This window comes from Streptosporangium sp. NPDC004631 (assembly GCF_053601935.1).
In genome coordinates this window covers 169504-189621 of record NZ_JBSGCR010000003.1, presented here as the reverse complement: position 1 = coordinate 189621, position 20118 = coordinate 169504, and the positions used below count along the sequence as shown (strand labels likewise).

Sequence of the window (20118 nt, the reverse complement as noted above, 5' to 3'; positions counted from 1 at the left end):
CATCAATGATTCAGGCAGCTTCACTCCTGGCGGCGGCGGAGGGAACAAACCCTCTCCTTCCGCACCTCTACGAGCTCGTCGTCGGCGTCTTCGCGTTCCTCGTCGTCCTCGTCGTCGTCGGTAAGATCCTTACTCCGCGTATCCAGAAGACCCTGGCCGAGCGGACCGAGGCCATCGAGGGCGGGATCCAGAAGGCGCAGGACGCCCAGGTCGAGGCTCAGGCGCTGCTCAAGCAGTACAAGGACCAGCTCGCCGAGGCTCGTCACGAGGCGTCGCGCCTGCGTGAGGAGGCGCGCGAGCAGGGTGCGCAGATCAAGGCCGAGCTCCGCGAGGCGGCCCAGGCGGACGCGAGCCGTCTCATCAAGGCGGCGCACGAGCAGATCGAGGCCGACCGCAGGCAGGCGTTCGCCCAGCTCAGCAACGAGATCGGCCGGATCTCGGTTGAGCTCGCCGGCCGCATCGTCGGCGAGTCCCTCGAAGACGAGGTGCGCCAGCGCCGCACCGTCGACCGGTTCCTGGAGGAGCTTGAGTCCACCAACGCGGCGGTTCGCTGATGGTGGAGCGAGCCAGACTCAGCGAGCGCCGCCGTCCGCGAGAGACGGACGGGCCGCGTAGCGAGCGAGAAGTGGTGAGCGACCGATGAGAGGCCTGAGCAGGGCTTCGCTTGCCGAGGTCGAGGAGCGTTTCCACGCCGTGGCGGGAAGCGCCGACCTCGGCTCGCTGGCCGACGAGCTTTTCGCGCTCGCCGACCTGTTCGACCGCGAGCACGGGCTCCGCCGCTACCTGTCCGACCCCGCCCGCCCGGCGGCCCAGAAGGCGCAGGCCGTGCGGGTCCTCCTGGACGGCAAGGTCAGCGACGCCGCTCTGGAGACGGTCGTCCAGGCCGTCTCCGTGAAGTGGTCGCGTGCCGGTGACCTCGTCGACGCCCTTGAGCGTTTCGGCGTCACCGCCGCCTCGGCCGAGGCCGAGGCGCAGGGCAGGCTCGACGACGTCGAAGACGAGCTGTTCCGGTTCGGGCGCATCGTCGCCTCGGACCTCCCCCTGCACCGGGCCCTGTCCGATCCGGCCGTGACCGAGCAGGCCAAGCGGGAGCTGCTCGGCTCCCTGCTCGCCGGCAAGGTCGTGCCCGCCACTCTCCGCCTGGTGACACAGGTTGTGGTGCATCCGCGAGGACGTAGCCTGGACAGAGGGCTGGACGAGTTCGGCAGCCTGGTCGCCGCACAGAGGCAGCGCCTCGTCGCGGTGGTACGCAGCGCCGTCGAGCTCTCCGAGGAGCAGAGGCGACGTATCGCCACGTGGCTGAGCACCTCCTACGGCCGAGACGTTCATGTGAACGTCGAGGTGGATCCGCGAGTGCTCGGAGGGTTCTCGGTCCAGATCGGGGACGATCTCATCGACACCACCGTCGCGGGACGAATCGAAGAAGTCCGCCGCCGGTTGGCCGGCTAGGCGAATAGGGAGACTGAAGAGAGATGGCGGAGCTTACGATCCGGCCGGACGAGATCCGGGACGCGCTTGAGCGCTTCGTCCAGGCGTACGAGCCGGAAGGCGCCGCGCGCGAGGAGATCGGGACCGTCGTCGACTGCGGCGACGGTATCGCCCATGTCTCCGGCCTTCCCTCGGCGATGGCGAACGAGCTGCTTGAGTTCGAGGACGGCACGCGTGGCCTGGCACTGAACCTGGACGTCCGGGAGATCGGTGTCGTTGTTCTGGGCGATTTCAGCAAGATCGAGGAGGGCCAGTCGGTCCGCCGGACGGGCGAGGTCCTGTCCGTGCCGGTCGGTGACGCCTTCCTCGGCCGAGTGGTCGACCCGTTGGGTGTTCCGATGGACGGCAAGGGTGCCATCGAGTCCGAAGGGCGGCGCGCCCTGGAGCTCCAGGCCCCGTCCGTGGTCCAGCGTCAGCCGGTGAAGGAGCCGCTGCAGACCGGCCTCAAGGCGGTCGACGCCATGACGCCGATCGGCCGAGGCCAGCGCCAGCTGATCATCGGTGACCGTGGCACCGGCAAGACCGCCATCGCCGTGGACACCATCCTCAACCAGCGGGAGAACTGGCTCTCCGGCGACCCCGAGAAGCAGGTGCGCTGCGTCTACGTCGCGGTCGGGCAGAAGGGCTCCACGATCGCCCAGGTCAAGGGCCGCCTTGAGGAGGCGGGCGCGATGGAGTACACCACCATCGTCGCCGCCCCGGCCTCCGACCCGGCCGGTTACAAGTATCTGGCGCCCTACACCGGCTCGGCCATCGGCCAGCACTGGATGTACCAGGGCAAGCATGTCCTCATCGTCTTCGACGACCTGACCAAGCAGGCCGACGCCTACCGTGCGGTCTCGCTGCTGCTGCGCCGCCCGCCAGGCCGCGAGGCGTTCCCCGGCGACGTCTTCTACTTGCACTCCCGGCTGCTGGAGCGTTGCGCGAAGCTGTCGAAGGAGATGGGCTCGGGCTCGATGACCGGTCTCCCGATCATCGAGACGAAGGGCAACGACGTCTCGGCGTTCATCCCGACCAACGTCATCTCCATCACCGACGGTCAGTGCTTCCTGGAGACCGACCTGTTCAACTCGGGCGTGCGCCCGGCGATCAACGTCGGTGTCTCCGTCTCCCGAGTCGGTGGTTCGGCGCAGATCAAGGCGATGAAGAAGGTCGCGGGAACGCTCCGCCTGTCGCTGTCGCAGTTCCGTGACCTGGAGGCCTTCGCCTCCTTCGCCTCCGACCTGGACGCGGCATCCCGCGCCCAGCTGGAGCGGGGCCAGCGCCTGGTCGAGCTGCTCAAGCAGCCCCAGTACACCCCGTTCCCGGTCGAGAAGCAGGTCGTCTCGGTCTGGGCCGGCACCACCGGCGAGCTCGACGACGTCCCGGTCGAGGACATCCGCCGCTTCGAGACGGACTTCCTGGACTACCTGGCGCGTGACCGCAAGGGCATCTTCGACAGCATCCGCGAGACCAGGGATCTGACGGACGACACGGTGACGTCGCTCAAGGACGCCATCACCGAGTTCAAGAAGACCTTCGAGACCTCTTCGGGTGAACTGCTGGTCAACGAGGAGCCGATCGCGGCGCTCGACGCGGCCGAGGTCGGCCAGGAAAAGATCACCAGGCACGTCCGTACGGCTGAGAAGAAGTAGCCGATGGGTGCCCAGCTAAGACTGCTGCGGCGGCGGATCAAGTCGGTCAGGTCCACGGCGAAGATCACGCGAGCCCAGGAGCTCATCGCCTCGTCGCGCATCGTCAAGGCGCAGCAGCGGATGCAGGCGGCCGTGCCGTACGAGCGGGAGATCACTCGTGCGGTCACGGGCGTCGTCAGCAACACCGACAGCGTCGACCACCCGCTGACCGTGGCGAAGGAGCGGCCCGCCAAGGCGGCCGTGCTCATCGTCACCAGCGACCGCGGCTTCTGCGGCGGCTTCAACGCGAACGTCCTGCGTGAGGCCGAGGCTCTCAGCACCCTGCTGAAGGGCAGGGGGGTCGCTCCGATCCCCTTCGTGGTGGGCCGCAAGGGCATCACCTGGCACACCTTCCGCGGTCGCGAGATGGGCGGGCGGTGGGACGGGTTCTCCGACAACCCCTCCTACCCCGACGCCAAGAGGATCGCGGACACGCTGATCGAGGCGTTCTCGGAGGAGAACGGGGTGGACGAGATCCACATCGTCTCGACCGGGTTCGTGTCGATGCTCACCCAGGAGGTGGCGATCAAGCGCATTCTGCCTCTGGTGGTCGAGGAGACCTCCGAGAAGCCGGACGTGCCGCTGCCGTACTTCGAGTTCGAGCCCACCTCGGCTGACGTGCTCGACTCGCTGCTGCCGCGCTACGTGGAGTCGCGCATCTTCAGCGCGCTGCTCCAGTCGGCGGCCTCCGAGCACGCCTCGCGTCGCCGGGCCATGAAGTCGGCGACCGACAACGCCAACGAACTCATCCGCATGTTCACCATGCAGATGAACCAGGCTCGCCAGGCCGAGATCACCCAGGAAATCAGCGAGATTGTCGGTGGCGCGAACGCGCTGGCTGACGCCGCAGCGGGGAAAGAGTGAAATGACTGCACAGACTGTTGAGACCGGCGTGGGCCGCGTCGCGCGGGTCACCGGTCCCGTCGTCGACGTGGAGTTCCCCGTCGAGGCGATGCCCGAGATCTACAACGCGCTCAAGGTCGACGTCGCCCTCGGTGGCGAGACGAAGACCCTCACGCTGGAAGTCGCCCAGCACCTGGGCGACAACCTGGTACGTGCCATCTCCATGCAGCCCACCGACGGCCTGACCCGTGGTGCGGCGGTGGCCGACACCGGCGCCGCCATCTCCGTGCCGGTCGGCGACGTCGTCAAGGGCCACGTGTGGAGCACCCTCGGCGAGTCGCTGGACGTGCCGACCGCCTCGCTCCAGATCAACGAGCGCTGGGGCATCCACCGCCCGTCGCCCTCCTTCGACACCCTTGAGTCGCGCACCGAGATGCTGCCCACCGGCATCAAGGTCATCGACCTGCTCACCCCGTACGTGAAGGGTGGGAAGATCGGTCTGTTCGGCGGCGCCGGTGTCGGCAAGACCGTTCTGATCCAGGAGATGATCCGCCGGGTCGCGCTGAAGTTCTCGGGCACCTCGGTGTTCGCGGGTGTCGGCGAGCGTACCCGTGAGGGTAACGACCTCTGGCTGGAGATGGACGAGGCCGGCGTCCTCAAGGACACCGCGCTCGTCTTCGGCCAGATGGACGAGCCCCCGGGCACCCGTCTGCGCGTGGCGCTCTCCGCCCTCACCATGGCGGAGTACTTCCGTGACGTGCAGAAACAGGACGTGCTTCTGTTCATCGACAACATCTTCCGGTTCACCCAGGCCGGTTCCGAGGTCTCCACCCTGCTCGGCCGTATGCCGTCCGCGGTGGGTTACCAGCCGACCCTGGCCGACGAGATGGGTGTCCTCCAGGAGCGCATCACCTCCACCCGCGGTCACTCGATCACCTCGATGCAGGCGATCTACGTCCCCGCGGACGACATCACCGACCCGGCCCCGCACAACGCGTTCGCGCACCTCGACGCGCAGACCGTTCTGTCCCGGCCGATCTCGGAGAAGGGCATCTACCCCGCGGTGGACCCGCTCGACTCCACCTCGCGGATCCTCGACCCGCTCATCCTGGGCGAGGAGCACTACCGCGTGGCCCAGGAGACCAAGCGGATCCTGCAGAAGTACAAGGAACTGCAGGACATCATCGCGATCCTCGGTATCGACGAGCTCTCCGAAGAGGACAGGGTCACCGTCAACCGGGCCCGCCGTATCGAGCGCTTCCTCTCCCACCCGATGTACGCCGCCGAGGCGTTCACCGGCCAGCCGGGTGAGTTCGTGCCGCTGGACGAGACCATCGCCTCGTTCAAGGGCCTCTGCGCCGGTGACTACGACCACCTGCCCGAGCAGGCGTTCTTCATGGTCGGTGGCATCGAGCAGGCCGTCGCCAAGGCCAAGGAACTCGCCCGATAGTCGCCTTCGGCACCGGTGCGGCCCGCCGTACCGGTGCCTGGTTCGAAAGGAACGTCAGAGAAAGTGGCGAAGCTGCGAGTAGGCGTCGTCTCGCCGGAGCGAGAGATCTGGTCCGGCGAGGCCGACATGGTGATTGCCAAGACCGTCGATGGCGAGATCGGTATCATGCCTAGACACGCGCCGGTGCTCGGCGTCCTCGTCGAGGGCGGTGTGCTGACGGTCAAGCGCGGTGACGGCCAGTCCGATCTCGTCGCGGCGGTCCACGGGGGGTTCCTCTCGGTAGCCGACAACGAGGTGTCGATTCTCGCCGAACTGGCCGAGCTCGGCTCCGAGGTGGACGTCGCCGCGGCGAAGGACGCCCTCCAGCGCGCGCAGGCCTCGATCGAGGCCGACCAGGAGGACGCCGACGCCGCCGTCGAAGCCAAGCGCGCCAGGGCCAGGCTGCGCGCGGCCGGCGAAGAAGTGGGATAAATTCTGCTTCTGAGCGTTACGGTTGGTGAGGGCGGAGACATGGTGGTACTGGATGTGCTCATCGTGGTGACGCTGCTTGTCGCCCTCCTCGCCTCGCGTGTGCTGATTCTGACCCGCTCCCGGGGGTCGGTGCTCTGTTGCCTGCGCCCGATGTCCGGAGAGCGCGGCTGGCGGGTGGGGGTGGCCCGCTACGCCGACGGGCAGCTCAACTGGATGCCGCTGATAGGTCTGCTGCCAAGGCCGCGCCACGTGATCGTGAGGCGCGGCCTTGTCGTTTCCGGGCGCCGCAAGGTCGGGTCCGGTGAGTTCTACGGGTTCATCGAGGGTGTGACGGCGCTGGAGTGCCGGAACGGGGAGAGCGCCTTCGAGCTCGCCATGGGCTACCGCGCGCTGACCGGCTTCGTCTCCTGGCTGGAGTCCGCCCCGCCCAGCGCCTATCTCGACGTCGCCTGACCCTCCCTCCGTCTTTGCTGCCGGTATCGAACGGTCTTTCCCTCCCGGCCGCCCAGGCGTGCCGTCCGGGCCACGGCCCGCTCCTCCGTTACCGTGGATCTTCCGTTGACTACTCCGGGTAGCCGTCCGCCGGTGTCCGGCGCGTTCGCGCGTCGCGTGCCGCCGTCCGGGCTGCTCGTCATGTCACGAGCGCGGACCGCGCTCAACAGGAGGAAGACCATGACTGTTACGTTGACCCGCGGCAGGCGACCGGCCCGGCTGGCGACCGCCGTCCTCGCCCTCTCCGCCTGCTCCGTCCTGACCGCCCCGGGGGCCCAGGCGGCGTCCGGGCCGATCCTGCCGATCAGCAACGGCGGGTTCGAGACACCGGTGATCACCGGGCAGGCGTACTACGACACGGGCACCGGCATCGGGGCGTGGAACGTCACGGCGGGGTCCGTCGACCTGATCGGCCCCGGCGGCCCGTGGTCGCCTGCCAGGGGGAGACAGTCCCTCGACCTGTCGGGCAACAGGCCCGGCACGATCGAGCAGACCTTCGCCACCACGGTCGGCCGCTGCTACACCGTCAGCTTCGCCCTGGCCGGAAACACCTATGGCCTCCCGGTCGTGAAGACGGGCTACGCCAAGGTGACGCAGGGGACTCTCACCACCCAGAAGGACTTCACCTTCGACACCACCGGCAAGACCCCGCAGAACATGGGCTACGTCCGGGAGAGGTTCACCTTCTGCGCCCGTGACACCCGGGCCACCCTGAGCCTGGTCTCCACCACCGACGGGGTGTACGGCCCGGCCGTCGATGACGTGGTCGTCATCCCGAGGCCCCGCTGCATCGGGATCGGCCTGGACCTCGGCGTCGGGGGCGAGACCTCCAGGGAGGACTGACCTCCGCCCCCTCGACAAGGTGATCCCCGCCCTCGGCCCCGCCTCGCCCCCGATCCCCGGGGTCCCGGTGACCCACCACTGGGACCCCGGCCCCGTCTACGGCTTTCGCGCTCGCCGGCTCAGGGTTTGACGCATCTTCTCCAGTTTCTGGTGGAGGCGTAGCAGGCTTGTCATGAACCGCGTCTCATATTGCCATGGGCTGATTGTGAACTTTGTTCTGCTCTGAGTCCTTTGTGGGGTTTCCGGTCTCGGTCGAGTTCGATGCGCAAACGAGATCATCATTTCCCGTTCAGGGCTTTGAGCTGGATGGATGTTGGTCGGCGGCAATCGCGTTCGTGGGCTTGGGGACGTGTTTTTTAGAAAGCGGCGACGTTGCCGAAGGGTTGACTTCATCGCGTTTCCGGTGTTTCGGCCTGAGCTGAATTACGCCATCCGATGGAGATAAAGAGGTGCGTGGCCGCCGTGCCGACGGATGCCGCCGGTCGGTGGGGGCCGGGTCAGCGGGTGCCGCCGGGCTTCCAGAGGATCTCGTCGCCGTGGGCGGCGATCCGGCAGAGGATGAACATCAGGTCGCTCAGCCGGTTGAGGTACCTCGCGGTCAGCGGGTTGACGTCCTGGTGCGCCTCCAGGGCCGCCCAGACGGTCCGTTCCGCCCGCCGGACCACCGTCCTGGCCACGTGGAGCTGTGCGACGGCCGGGGGGCCGCCCGGCAGGATGAAGCTGCGGAGCGGCTTGAGCCGCTCGTTGAACTCGTCGCAGCACGCCTCCAGCCACTCGACATAGGAGGGCTCGACGCGTAGCGGCGGGAACTCGGGGTTCTCCACGACCGGGGTGCACAGGTCGGCGCCCACGTCGAACAGTTCGTTCTGGATCCGGACGAGGACCTCGGCGACGTCCTCGTCGAGGGAACCCATGGCCAGGGCCACGCCGATCGCCGCGTTGGCCTCCTCCACGTCGGCGTAGGCCGCCAGCCGGGAGTCGGTCTTGCCGGTGCGGCTCATGTCACCGAGCGCGGTCGTGCCGTCGTCGCCGGTGCGTGTGTAGATCTTGGAGAGGACCACCGGCTTGTCTCTGTCAGCTCGCGTCATAAAGCTCAGCGTATCTGTCAAGGAAATACGTCCTATTAGTCAGATAGTGGACAATATGATTTGCCGATGGTTTCTGGTTTCTACCTGCGATTCCCCCACATCTCCCGGGATACGCTGACGTTCGTCGCCGACGACGACGTCTGGGCCGCTCCCCTCGACGGAGACCGCGCCTGGCGCCTCTCCTCGGACCGGGCGCCCGCCGCACATCCCCGTCTCTCCGCCGACGCGACGAAGGTCGCCTGGACGAGTGTCCGTGACGGCCACGCCGAGGTGTATCTGGCCGACCTGGCGTCCGGATCGGCCGAGCGGCTGACCTACTGGGGCGATCCGAGGACCCGTACGCGCGGCTGGACGCCGGACGGCAGGGTCCTCACGACCAGCGCGACCGGCCAGCCGTTCGTCTCCCGGACCTGGGCCTACGCGGTCGCCGACGGCCGGGCCGAGCGGTTGCCCTACGGGCCGGTGGCCGACCTGTCGGTCACCGAGGACGCGGTGGCGCTGCTCACCGCCTCCCTCGCCCGCGACCCCGCGACCTGGAAGCGCTACCGAGGGGGTACGGCGGGGCGTCTCTGGATACGGCGGGCGGCCGGTGATCTCCCCGAGAACTTCACCCGGCTCCTGACGGACGTGGACGGCCACTTCGCCAGCCCGATGCTCGTCGGCGGGCGCCTGGTCTTCCTCTCCGACCACGAGGGCGTCGGCAACCTCTACTCCTGCGCGCTGGACGGCACCGGGCTGCGCCGGCACACCGACCACGACGTCTTCTACGCCCGGCACGCCACCACCGACGGTGTCCGCGTCGTCTACCAGAACGCCGGTGACCTCTACCTGCTGGACAACCTGGACGCCGAGGCGCGCAAGCTCGGCGTCCGGCTCGGCTCCCCGCTGAGGGGGCGGCAGCCGTACCGGGTCAACGCGGCGTGGCGGCTGCACGACCTGGCCGTGGACGCCACCGGGCGGGCCAGCGCGGTGGAGGTCCAGGGAACGGTGCACTGGATCACCCATCAGGACGGTCCGGCGCGGCAGCTCAGCACGGGTCTGGCGGCGGGGAGGCCGCGCCTGCTGGGGACCGAGCAGGTGGTGTGGGTCTTCGACGACGGGGAGCGCCAGGGGCTGGAGATCGGTCCGGCCAGCGGCGGGGAGAGCCGCAGGATCGCCGCGGGAAGGCTGGGAGAGGTCGGAGACCTGGCGGTGGCGCCCGACGCCGGCACGATCGCGGTGGCGGCCAGGGACGGCCGGCTGCTCCTGGTGGACGTGGCGTCCGGCGAGGTCACCGAGCTGGCCGTCGCCAACGGCGAGATCAACGGCCTGGCCTGGTCGTCCGACTCCGCCTGGCTGGCCTGGTCGCATCCGGACGCCACGCCGCTGCGCAGGATCCGGCTGGCCAGGCTGGTGGACCGGGTCGTCACCGATGTCACCGACGGCCGGTTCGTGGACGTCTCGCCCGCGTTCGCCGGAGAGTATCTGGCGTTCCTGTCGCGCCGCGGCTTCGACCCGGTCTATGACGCCCACTCCTTCGACATGTCCTTCCCGTTCGGCTACCGCCCCTACCTGGTGCCGCTGGCGGCGGCCACCCCGTCACCGTTCGCGCCCAGCCCCGAGGGCCGGGCCGTCGCCGAGCCCGACGACGACAAGAAGAAGGGGAGGTGCGACGCGATCACCGTCGATCTGGACGGCATCGACGCCCGGGTCGTGCAGGTGCCGGTGCCCGAGGGGCGCTACTCGTCGCTCAGCGCGGTCAAGGGCGGTTTCGTCTGGCTGCGTGAGCCGCTGACCGGGGAGCTGGGCGAGGACCGGGAGCGGGTGGGGAGCGACGCCCCCAAGCCCGCCCTGGACCACTACGACCTCGTCAGGCGCAAGCACGAGGAGGTGGTCGACAAGCTCGACGGGTACTGGGTGAGCGGGGACGGCAGCCAGCTCGTGGTCTCCGACAAGGGAACGCTCACGGTCCGTCCCGTCGGCGGCAAGAACGGCGACGACGTGACCGTCGACCTCTCCAGGATCCGGGTCACCGCCGACCCCCGGGCCATCCGGAGACACGCCTACACCGAGGCGGGCCGCCGGATCCGGGCGGACTTCTGGGTGGCCGACATGGCGGACGTCGAGTGGGACGCCGTGCTGGAGGAGTACCGGCCGCTGGTGGAGCGCGTCTCCACCGCCGACGACTTCGCGGACCTGCTCTGGGAGGTCCTCGGGGAGCTGGGCAGCTCGCACGCCTACGTCTACCCCGGGCCCTGGGGGCACCCGGCCTCCGAGCCGGTCGGCCTGCTCGGCGCCGACCTGTCCCGCAACGACGACGGCCGCTGGCAGGTGGACCGGGTGCTGCCCGGCGAGACCTCGGACGTGCACGCCCGCTCGCCGCTGGCCGTACCCGGTGTGGGGATCAATCCGGGTGAGGTGCTGCTCGCCGTGGACGGCCGCCCCGTGCCGCCGGAGGGCCCCGCCGCGCTGCTGGTCGGCGCGGCGGACAAGCCGGTGGAGCTGACCCTGGGCGGTGGGCGGCGGGTCGTCGTCACGCCGCTCCGCGACGACCGGCGCCTGCGCTACCAGGACTGGGTCGCCGGGCGCCGGGCGCACGTCCGCGAGCTCGGGGGCGGCCGGGTCGGCTACCTGCACATCCCGGACATGGTCGCCGAGGGCTGGGCGCAGTTCCATCGGGACCTTCGCAGGGAGATGACCTTCGAGGCCCTGGTGGTGGACGTCAGGGGCAACCGGGGCGGGCACATCTCCGAGCTCGTCATCGAGAAGCTGATCCGCCGGGTCATCGCCTGGGACCTGCCCAGGGGCCTGAACCCGATGACCTACCCCGAAGACGCCCCGCGTGGCCCGCTGGTCGCGGTCACCGACCAGAACGCCGGATCCGACGGCGACATCGTCACCGCCGCCTTCAAGATCCACAAGCTGGGGCCGGTGGTGGGCACCCGGACCTGGGGCGGGGTCATCGGCACCGAGGACGAGCATCGTCTGGTCGACGGGACGTACATCACCGTGCCCAGATACTCCTTCTGGTTCGAGGGGCTCGGCTGGGGCGTGGAGAACTACGGTGTCGAGCCCGACGTGGAGGTGGACATCACCCCCGGCGACTGGGCCGGTGGGCGGGATCCGCAGATCGAGGAGGCGGTACGGCTGGCGCTGGCCGCCCTGGAGAGGCGGCCGGCCGCGACCCCGCCCGACCCCGCGGACCGTCCCTCCCGCCGCCGTCCGGTGCTGCCGCCCCGCCGGTAGGTGACATTTGTCAGGCCCTCGACCTGAGATATCCGTATCTGTCCGGTGATATCGACGACTACCTGCCAGAACGCGGGAAGACCACGATTATCGCCATGAGAACACGACAGCGGGCGGATGCGGCGTCTGCCGGAGCCGCCGACCTCGACAACGTCATCGAGGTCGGCGGGCTCCGGCAGAGGTACGGCGGCTTCGAGGCCGTGCGCGGTATCTCCTTCACCGTTCCCAGGGGCGAGATCTTCGCCCTGCTCGGCACGAACGGTGCGGGCAAGACGACCACCATGGAGGTGCTGGAGGGCTTCAGGGCCGCCACCGACGGCACGGTCAGGGTGCTCGGCCTCGACCCGGTCGCGAACCACCGCGAGCTGCGGCCCCGCGTGGGGATCATGCTGCAGGAGGGCGGTTTCCTCGGCGACCTCACCGCGGCCGAGACCGTGGACCTGTGGAGGGGGCTGAGCGAGGACGCCGGGCGCCCGGTCACCCTGTCCGGCGCCGAATCGCCCGGGAGGCTCACCCTCACCGGACGGGTAAGGGGCGTGGATCACAGGACCATGGGGGCGCTGGAACTGGTCGGCCTGGAGAACAAGGCCAGGACCAGGGTCCGGCAGCTCTCCGGGGGCCAGAGACGCAGGCTCGATCTCGCCCTCGCGGTGCTGTCGGCGCCCGAGATGCTCTTCCTGGACGAGCCGACCACCGGGATGGACCCCGAGGCCCGCCAGGCCACCTGGAGGGTGATCGAGGAGCTGCGGGCCGGCGGCACCACCGTGCTGCTCACCACGCACTACCTGGAGGAGGCCGAGCGCCTCGCCGGCCGGCTGGCCATCATGCACGAGGGCCGGATCCACATCTTCGGCACGGTCGAGGAGGTGGTGGCCGGCTCGGGCGACCTCGTCTCCTTCCGGCTGCACGGCACGGCCAGGTCCTTCGGCGACCTTCCCCTCCTGGACGGTGCCGCCCCGGTGCTGACCTACGCCGACGGCGGCACCGAGGTCGCCTACACCCTCACGGGGGAACGGGCCGAGGCCCGCGCGCACGCCGCGCTCCGGCCGCTGCTGGCCTGGGCGGACGAGTACGGCGAGACTCTGGAGCGGCTGGCCGTACGCCGGGGGACTCTGGAGGACGTCTTCATGCGTGTGGTCGGGGAGGCGCGATGAGCGGGCACGGATCGAGGACGGGGCGCGGAGCGATCCGCCGGGGACGGGTGGCCGCGCGGCGGCCGGGGAGCGGTGAGTGACCATGAGGACCGATGCGCTGCACGCCGTACGGCTGGCGAGGCTCGATCTGACCCTGGTGGCGAGGAACACCACGGTGCTGTTCAACGTGCTGCTGCTGCCCCTGCTGATGGCCTGGCTGTTCACCCAGACCCAGGGGGACACGAGCATCGAGGGCGTGCCCGCGCGGCTTTTCGCGCTGACCGGGGTGCCCGGCCTGATGCTGGGGTTCGCGGTCTTCATCCACCTGGTCAACTCCTTCACCGCCCGGCGTGAGGAACTGGTGCTCAAGCGGCTGCGCGGGGGACAGCCGTCGGCGGCGGCGGTTCTCGGCGGCAGCGCGCTCGGCGCGCTCGCGCTCTTCCTGGGCAAGGTGGCGCTGCTGGTGGTCTGGATCCGCGGCTCCGAGGGGGTATCGCCGGCCAACGTGCCGCTGCTGATGGTCGCCGCCGTCCTGGGCGTCGCGCTGTTCGCCCTTCTCGCCGCGGCCTTCTCCGGGATCACGCCCAACGCCGAGCTGGCCCAGATCACGGTGCTCCCGGTGATCCTGATCATGATGATCGGCGCGCCGGTGGCCTTCCCGGCCGACACGCTGCCCGGCCCGCTGGGCGTGGTCTCCGGCCTGCTCCCGGTGACCCCGGTCGTGACGATCATGCGTACCGCCTTCCTGGGCGGTGACCATTTCTCCGGCGGTGGCGGCGAGGCGCTGACCGGGGTGGGGCAGTGGACGGCGGCGCTGCCCTCGATCGGAATCCTGCTGGCCTGGATCGCGGTGGCGGCCCTACTGGCCAGATGGCTGTTCCGGTGGGAGCCCCGGCGCGGATAACGTCGATGGCGAAATGCTGACATCCATGTTTCCCCGGCGCGGAAAACGGTCGAACGTCGAGCGGCTGCGCCGCTCGACCGTCTGCTCCCTGAGCTTGGGACTGCTCCTGGCCTGGTTCGGCCCCCTGTCGGGGACCCTGGGACCAGCGGGACGGCCGTCGGTCGTCCCGCTGGTCCTCGGCGTGCTGGGCCTGGCGGTTTTCGGCGTCCTGTACCTGAGGATGGTCAGGGCGGCCGTGGCCGGGACCGGGGCGAACCGCGAGATCGTCGCCTCGGGCGCGCTCACGGTGGTCCTGCTGCTGAGCCAGGACGGCCAACTCTGGTCCTGGGGACTCCTGGCCCCGGCCTGGGCGTCGGGCGTGGTGCTGCTGGTGGGCCGCTACCCCTCGATCGCCGCCTGCGCCGGTGCCGCGGCCACGGGCCTGCTTCTGGTGCCGGCCGGCGCCGGAGGGCCGTTCCCCGTCCACCCGGGGGAGGACCCCGGTCCCGCGATCGTCGGCTATCTGCTGACGGCCGCGTTCCTGCCGTGGGCGAACCGGTTCCAGCTCTGGTTCTGGCAGGTGGTCAGGGCCGCCGAGGACGGCAAGGAGGCCCGGGCCCAGCTGGCCGTCACCGAGGAGCGGCTGCGGTTCTCCCGCGACCTGCACGACCTGGTCGGGCACAGCCTCTCCGCGATCGCGGTCAAGAGCGAGGTGGCCGTCAAGCTGGCGGGGGTCGACGCCGGGCGGGCCGTCGCCGAGATGGACGAGGTGCGCGGGCTGGCGAGGGAGGCGCTGAAGGAGATCCGCACGGCGGTGCGCGGCTACCGCGCGGTCGACCTCGGCGCGGAGCTGCGCAGCATGGCCGCGGTGCTGGAGGCGGGGGGCGTCCACTGCGCGCTGGAGACGCCTCGGGAGCGGATCCCCGAGGAGACGGCCACCCTGCTGGCCTGGGTGGTCCGCGAGGGCACCACCAACGTGCTCAGGCACAGCTCGGCGACCCGGTGCCGGATCGCGATCGCGATCCGGCACGGCGCGGCCGTGCTGGAGATGACCAACGACGGCGTGGCGGGCGCGGGCGGCCACGGTGGCACCGGACTGGCCGGGCTCTCCGAGCGGCTGTCGGCCATGGGAGGCGTCGTCACCGCCGGTGCGGGCGGTGCCGGGCGGTTCAGGTTGCGGGCGACGATCCCGCTGGAGGGAGTGCGATGATCCGGGTGCTGCTGGCCGACGACGAGCATCTGGTCCGGGGGGCGATCGCCACGCTGCTGGGCCTGGAGCCGGACATCGAGGTGGTGGCCCAGGTGGCCAGGGGGGACCTGGTGGCGGCGGCCGTATGGGACCACCGCCCCGACGTGGTCGTGCTGGACATCGAGATGCCGGGGCTGGACGGGCTGAGCGTGGCGGAGACGCTGTCCGGGACACTGTCGGCGATGCCGTCCCGGGCACCCGCCGGCACGCCCTCCGCGGCGGCCTCCGGGCCGGTCTGCGGGATGTCTCCCGCGGTGCCCTCCGGCCCGCCGCCGGATCCCGCGCTGCTGATGCTGACCAGTTTCGGGCGCCCCGGTTATCTGCGGCGCGCCCTCGCGGCGGGGGTGCGCGGCTTCATCCCGAAGGACGCGTCCTCCGACGAGCTGGCGGCGGCGGTCCGCAGGGTCCACTCCGGCGGTCGCCACCTCGATCCGGAGATGGCGGCCTCGGCGATGATGGCGGGGGAGAGCCCGCTCACCGAGCGTGAGCGCGACTCCCTCTCCCTGGCCTCGCGAGGCGCGTCGGTCGGTGAGATCGCGGCGGCGTTGCACCTCACCGAGGGCACCGTGCGCAACTACCTGTCCGGCGCCATCACCAAGCTGGGGGCGGCCAACCGGATCACCGCGATCCGGTTGGCCCAGGAAAAAGGTTGGCTGTGAACGGCATTTTTTCCTCAGGGCAGGGCAAGGGAATCCCATGGTGATCCCGCGGTGGCGGGAGGCGTGAGTCCAGGAGGCCCCTGGAGACCTCGGCTTCCCGCCCGCCGCGGCAGCCTGTGATCGCGGTCTGTGATCGGCGGCCATGGTGACGCACCGTGGCCATTGTCCGGTCGCGTCCGTGCCGAGGTCCGACGGGAGGGGGAGGAATGCGCGTCATCGGTAGACCTGGAGCCCAGGTGGTCGTCATCGGCAGCCGTCTCGACGTCGGCACCGTCGCCGGGGTGCGCCCGAGGCTGCACGGCGCGGTCGACTCCGGCAGGGGTGATCTGATCGTTGACCTCTCCGGCCTGGAGATGATCGACGCCACCGGCCTGGGGGTGCTGGTGGGCACGCATCGCCGAGCGCTGAACGCGGGACGCCGTCTCATCCTGCGGGCGGTGCCGCCCCGGGTCATGCGGGTGCTGGCGGTGACCCGGCTCAACCGGGTGCTCATCGTCGAGCTTCCCATGGCCGCGGTGGCCTGACCGTGGGGCCCGCCCGAGGCCGCGGCGGTCTGAGTGCGGTCGCGACCCTCCCCGCCCCGGGCCGCCACCTCCGCCCGCCGGCGGGCGGCGGAGCGGCGCGGAGACGGTCACGTGGTGAACGAGCGGTAGAAGATGTGGGTGGCGGTGCTGATCAGGCTGTCGACCGGGGGCGGATCGTCGGCCAGCACCCACTCGATGAGCAGTTCCTGGATCGCGCCGATCATGCCCAGCGCGAGCAGCCGCCGGTCGGCCTCGGCCACCCTTGGCAGATCGAAGACGTTGGTCTCGATGATCTGGGTGAAGGCCTGTACCGCCTGCTGCCGTGACAGGGTGAGGCAATCTCCCGCCCGCCGTACCTCCAGGTGCATGATCCGGGCCCGGCGCCTGTCCTCGGTGACATAGGTGATGTAACCGGCTATGCCCGCCTCGGCCCTGCCCAGCGGGGTGTCGGGGGCCTGCGCTATGGACTTGGCCACCGCTGTCAGCGTCTCCTGCACGCACCTTTCGTGCAGTGCCTGCATCAGCTCGTTGCGCCCGGAGAAGCACTCGTAGAACGCGCGATTGGAGATGCGGGCCGCGGTACAGAGCTTCTCGATCGTGGTCTCCGGGAAACCGGGATCCGAGTAGAGCATGTACGCCGCGGAGATCAGACGCTCCCTGCGTTCCGCCAACCGTTCCTCCGCTGACATTCCTCGGTATGATCGGCCATTCATGTCAAGCACCCCACTTCGGTGTGGGGTTGACAAATTCACGCTTTATCACTTCCACCTCATGATTCTGGCCCCCAGAATCCACCATTATGGGTGCAAGATCCTTTTTGCGGAAGGGTAAGTATGCTATTGCCTGCGTCATCCGTGCAAGAAGGTTGGTAGCCTGACCAGTCAGTCAAGTTCCTCGCGGGTGTGGCATGCCGGTGAAAACGATTCGCGCGGTGGATCGCCGTCGCCGGACGGCGGATCCCGCCCGCCGGAAGAGGGCTCTACGGCCCGGGGGTGGTGGCGTGATGCGGCCGGAGGTCGTGATCCCGCCGAGGGCGCCCTGCTCGGCGCCGCTGACCTCGTGGATCCTCCGGCCCGATGCGCCCCGGGGCGGCCTCCGCCCCGCCGGGCCCGCCGGCCGGCCCTCGGATGTGCGGCCGGATGTGCGGCGACTCCCTGATTCGCCGACGCGCCTTCTTGGTTAATAGAAGAACATTCTCGTGTAATAGAAGAATATTCTCGTCAGATCGTCGTGTTAACGGCGCGGATCCGGTCAGGGAACGCCGCGAGCGCGTCGATCCGGATGGCGGGTGTACAACGGGTATACGCGCCGTGTCCGGATCACCGTGCCGGACGATCCCCCGGCGGATCAACGCCGTTTGAAAATCCGCGAGGGTGGCGGCCCGAGCGTTCTCGCCGTGTGGAGCCGAACCGAGGGTGCCGCCACGGGTGGGCGGATGAATTTCTCCACCGGATTTCGAAATCGGCCCGTCCACTCCGGATGTCCTGCTTTGTCGGTGGACCCCCGGATATCCTGCCCCGTCTCGGCGACGGCTCCCGGCAGGTCCCCGTTCGACAGAGCGGTCATCGCCGTGCCGGACAGCTCGACGAGACGCACCCGCCTCGGGCCGGTCTCCGGGCCGGTGGGGGACGGTGCTCGACCATCGGTTCCGCATGTCACGGTGCGTATGGCGGTGGACCGCCCGGAGGACGTCCGGCGTTTTCCGGCAGGGGCGTTCTCCCGGAGGGGCGACGACGCCGAAACGGCGTCAGAACGTCAGAACAGGGTGTCGTTGCGCTCGATGCCGCGCAGTTCGTCGTAGTCCAGGGTCACGCAGCGGATGCCGCGATCCTCGGCCAGCGTCCTGGCCTGCGGCGCGATGGCCTGTGCGGCCAGGATGCCGCTGACCGGGGCGAGCAGTGAATCGCGGTTCATCAGCTCCAGATAGCGGGTCAGCTGCTCCACGGCGTCGATGCCCGCGCGGCGTTTGAGCTCCACGGCCACGGTCGCGCCGGTGTGGTCGCGGCAGAGGATGTCCACCGGGCCGATCGCCGTCATGTACTCGCGGCGGACCAGCGTCCAGCCCGCGCCCAGCGTGGTGATGTGCTCGGCCAGCAGCTCCTGCAGGTGGGCCTCGACGCCGTCCTTGATGAGGCCGGGATCCACGCCCAGCTCATGACTGGAGTCGTGGACGATCTCCTCCATGGTGAGGACGAGCTTCTCACCGGTCTTGCCGTGGGTGACCGTCCAGGTGCCCTCCTCCTCGCGGAGCCTGCAGGGCGGGTTCATCCAGTTCAACGGTTTGAAAGCCCGGTCGTCGGCATGTATCGAGACCGAACTGTCCGCCTTGATGAGGATGAGCCGGGGCGCCATCGGAAGATGAGCGGTGAGCTTTCCCACGTAATCCACGCTGCATCGCGCGATGACCAGCCGCATGGCACAAGACTAGTCCCAGCTCTCCGGTCCCCGGCCCGGAATCGGGCGGGGACCGCACGGCGGGGCCTTATGGCGGGGGCCGCGTATCGGGCCTGGGCCGTACGCCGCCGCGCCCACCTCCTGTGACCTGCCCCGCCCGCCGGTCGCCCACCGCGGTTTTGGGGTGGGACGGGCCCCTCTGGGAGACTGGGCGGCATGACGCGCAGCTTTGAAACGGTGGGGGTTGTCGGGCTCGGCACGATGGGCGCCGGGATCGCCGAGGTGTTCGCCCGCGCGGGGCTTACGGTGATCGGCGTGGAGGCCGACCCCGCCGCGCTGGAGCGTGGCCGCGGCCATCTGGAGGGGTCCACCGGCAGGGCCCTGGCGAAGGGCAGGCTGAGCGAGGCCGAACGCGCGGAGACCCTGGGCAGGGTGACCCTCACCACCTCGCTGGAGGACCTCGCCGACGCCGATCTGGTGATCGAGGCGATCCCCGAGGTCATGGACTTCAAGCGTGCGCTCTTCACCGATCTGGACCGGATCTGCAAGCCGTCCGCGGTGCTCGCGACCAACACCTCCTCGCTCTCGGTCACCGAGATCGCGGCCACCGTCACCCGCCCCGGCCAGGTCGTCGGCATGCACTTCTTCAACCCCGCCCCGGTCATGAGGCTGGTCGAGGTGGTCCACACGGTGATCACCGAGGACGGCCTGGCCGAGGAGGTGGCGGCACTCGCCAGGAGGCTCGGCAAGACGCCGGTGAGCGTCGGCGACCGCGCGGGGTTCGTGGTCAACCGGCTGCTGCTGACCTACCTCAACCACGCCGCGGTCCTGCTGGAGAACGGCCTGGCCACCCGGGACGGTATCGACGCCGCGATGAGACTGGGCGTCGGGCTGCCGATGGGCCCCTTCGCCCTGCTGGACCTGATCGGCCTGGACACCTCCTACGAGATCATGTGTGTGCTGTTCCGGGAGACCCGTGACCGCCGCCACGCCCCCGCGCCGATCCTGCGCGAGCTGGTCACCGCGGGGCTCCTCGGCCGCAAGGTGGGCTGCGGCTTCTACGACGGCGAGGAGCCGGGGCCCTCGCACGCGGTGGGCAAGCCGTCGGTGAGCTCGGTGGCGGTGCTGGGGGAGGGCGCCGAGGAGTTCGCCACCAGGCTCTCCGCGGCCGGGTTCAAGGCGGAGCTCGCCGACGACGCCGACGTGGTCGTCGCGCTGTCGCACACCCCGGTGATCGAGCTGGCCGCGCAGCTTCCGCACCCTGGTCGCCTGGTCGGCCTGCACCTGGTCGGGGAGAAGGTCGCCGAGGTCGCCTCCACCGTGCTCACCTCGCCCGACGCCACCCGCGCGGTGGAAGGGCTGGTCCGGATCATCGGCCGTACCCCGGTGCTCTGCAGGGACCGGGCCGAGTTCGTGGTGGACGCGCTCCTCTACCCGTATCTGAACGACGCCGTGCGGATGTACGACTCCGGCTACGCCGGGATGGACGACATCGACGCGGCGATGAGGCTCGGCTGCGGTTATCCGGCGGGGCCGTTCGAGACGCTCGACGAGCTGGGCCTGGAGACCGTCCGCGACGGGCTGCGCGCCCTCTACGCCGAGTATCGCGACCCGTCCCTCGCCCCCGCCCCCCTGCTCGACCAGCTTGTCGCGGCCGGGGTGCGGAGCATCCGCGACCTGCCATGAGCCCCCGCAGAGCACGC

18 protein-coding genes are annotated in these 20118 nt (G+C 69.9%); 15 read left to right on the top strand and 3 right to left on the bottom strand.

Translation table 11 applies throughout. From position 1 onward, the window contains the following. Positions 1–5 precede the first annotated feature (5 nt). The 8 genes from ACWEF2_RS04230 (at position 6) to ACWEF2_RS04195 (ending at position 7260) form a co-directional block, all read left to right on the top strand. Complete coding sequence (locus ACWEF2_RS04230; RefSeq protein WP_453811732.1) at positions 6–554, top strand: F0F1 ATP synthase subunit B; 549 nt, start codon at positions 6–8, stop codon at positions 552–554. A gap of 85 nt (positions 555–639) precedes the next feature. Then, positions 640–1449 carry a F0F1 ATP synthase subunit delta gene (locus tag ACWEF2_RS04225; RefSeq protein WP_453811730.1) on the top strand — a complete coding sequence of 270 codons (810 nt, stop codon included), beginning with the start codon at positions 640–642 and terminating at the stop codon, positions 1447–1449. A 23-nt stretch (positions 1450–1472) separates the two neighbouring features. Beyond that, positions 1473–3122 carry a F0F1 ATP synthase subunit alpha gene (atpA, locus tag ACWEF2_RS04220; protein ID WP_453811728.1) on the top strand — a complete coding sequence of 550 codons (1650 nt, stop codon included), beginning with the start codon at positions 1473–1475 and terminating at the stop codon, positions 3120–3122. A 3-nt stretch (positions 3123–3125) separates the two neighbouring features. After that, positions 3126–4025, top strand: a complete 900-nt coding sequence (locus ACWEF2_RS04215) for a F0F1 ATP synthase subunit gamma (protein WP_453811726.1) — start codon at positions 3126–3128, stop codon at positions 4023–4025. Between the two features lies 1 nt (position 4026). Continuing rightward, positions 4027–5454, top strand: coding sequence for a F0F1 ATP synthase subunit beta (gene atpD / locus ACWEF2_RS04210; RefSeq protein WP_453811724.1), 1428 nt, complete (start codon positions 4027–4029; stop codon positions 5452–5454). A gap of 63 nt (positions 5455–5517) precedes the next feature. Then, the gene (locus tag ACWEF2_RS04205; protein ID WP_355595717.1) at positions 5518–5925 is read left to right on the top strand and encodes a F0F1 ATP synthase subunit epsilon; all 408 of its coding nucleotides are present in this window, start codon (positions 5518–5520) and stop codon (positions 5923–5925) included. 39 nt (positions 5926–5964) lie between these two features. Continuing rightward, positions 5965–6378 carry a DUF2550 domain-containing protein gene (locus ACWEF2_RS04200; RefSeq protein WP_453811722.1) on the top strand — a complete coding sequence of 138 codons (414 nt, stop codon included), beginning with the start codon at positions 5965–5967 and terminating at the stop codon, positions 6376–6378. 219 nt (positions 6379–6597) lie between these two features. Further along, the gene (locus ACWEF2_RS04195; RefSeq protein WP_453811720.1) at positions 6598–7260 is read left to right on the top strand and encodes a choice-of-anchor C family protein; all 663 of its coding nucleotides are present in this window, start codon (positions 6598–6600) and stop codon (positions 7258–7260) included. A gap of 497 nt (positions 7261–7757) precedes the next feature. Here the strand turns inward: ACWEF2_RS04195 and ACWEF2_RS04190 are convergent, their stop codons facing one another. Further along, a complete protein-coding gene (locus ACWEF2_RS04190; RefSeq protein WP_355595711.1) occupies positions 7758–8348 on the bottom strand; it encodes a cob(I)yrinic acid a,c-diamide adenosyltransferase in 591 nt (196 codons plus the stop codon). A gap of 66 nt (positions 8349–8414) precedes the next feature. Here ACWEF2_RS04190 and ACWEF2_RS04185 point away from each other — a divergent pair, with 66 nt between their 5' ends. The 6 genes from ACWEF2_RS04185 (at position 8415) to ACWEF2_RS04160 (ending at position 16021) form a co-directional block, all read left to right on the top strand. Then, positions 8415–11573 (top strand): S41 family peptidase, encoded by a 3159-nt coding sequence (locus tag ACWEF2_RS04185; RefSeq protein WP_453811718.1) that lies wholly within the window; start codon positions 8415–8417, stop codon positions 11571–11573. Between the two features lie 95 nt (positions 11574–11668). Next, entirely contained in the window at positions 11669–12727 is a 1059-nt protein-coding gene (locus ACWEF2_RS04180; protein WP_453811716.1) for an ABC transporter ATP-binding protein, read from the top strand. 82 nt (positions 12728–12809) lie between these two features. After that, positions 12810–13610, top strand: a complete 801-nt coding sequence (locus tag ACWEF2_RS04175; RefSeq protein WP_453811714.1) for an ABC transporter permease — start codon at positions 12810–12812, stop codon at positions 13608–13610. Positions 13611–13623: 13 nt separating this feature from the next. Beyond that, on the top strand, positions 13624–14799 hold the full coding sequence (locus ACWEF2_RS04170; RefSeq protein WP_453811712.1) for a sensor histidine kinase: 1176 nt from the start codon (positions 13624–13626) through the stop codon (positions 14797–14799). Further along, positions 14796–15497 (top strand): response regulator transcription factor, encoded by a 702-nt coding sequence (locus ACWEF2_RS04165; protein WP_453811710.1) that lies wholly within the window; start codon positions 14796–14798, stop codon positions 15495–15497. Before ACWEF2_RS04170 ends, ACWEF2_RS04165 begins: the two co-directional genes overlap by 4 nt. A gap of 206 nt (positions 15498–15703) precedes the next feature. Next, positions 15704–16021 carry an STAS domain-containing protein gene (locus tag ACWEF2_RS04160; RefSeq protein ID WP_355595701.1) on the top strand — a complete coding sequence of 106 codons (318 nt, stop codon included), beginning with the start codon at positions 15704–15706 and terminating at the stop codon, positions 16019–16021. 107 nt (positions 16022–16128) lie between these two features. Here the strand turns inward: ACWEF2_RS04160 and ACWEF2_RS04155 are convergent, their stop codons facing one another. Together ACWEF2_RS04155 and nucS are read right to left on the bottom strand one after the other, a co-directional pair. Further along, positions 16129–16692 carry a TetR/AcrR family transcriptional regulator gene (locus ACWEF2_RS04155; protein WP_453811709.1) on the bottom strand — a complete coding sequence of 188 codons (564 nt, stop codon included), beginning with the start codon at positions 16690–16692 and terminating at the stop codon, positions 16129–16131. Positions 16693–17776: 1084 nt separating this feature from the next. Then, positions 17777–18436, bottom strand: a complete 660-nt coding sequence (gene nucS, locus ACWEF2_RS04150) for an endonuclease NucS (protein WP_355595697.1) — start codon at positions 18434–18436, stop codon at positions 17777–17779. Between the two features lie 195 nt (positions 18437–18631). Between nucS and ACWEF2_RS04145 the strand changes: the two genes are divergently transcribed. After that, positions 18632–20101, top strand: coding sequence for a 3-hydroxyacyl-CoA dehydrogenase family protein (locus tag ACWEF2_RS04145; RefSeq protein WP_453811706.1), 1470 nt, complete (start codon positions 18632–18634; stop codon positions 20099–20101). The last annotated feature ends 17 nt before the right edge of the window (positions 20102–20118 follow it).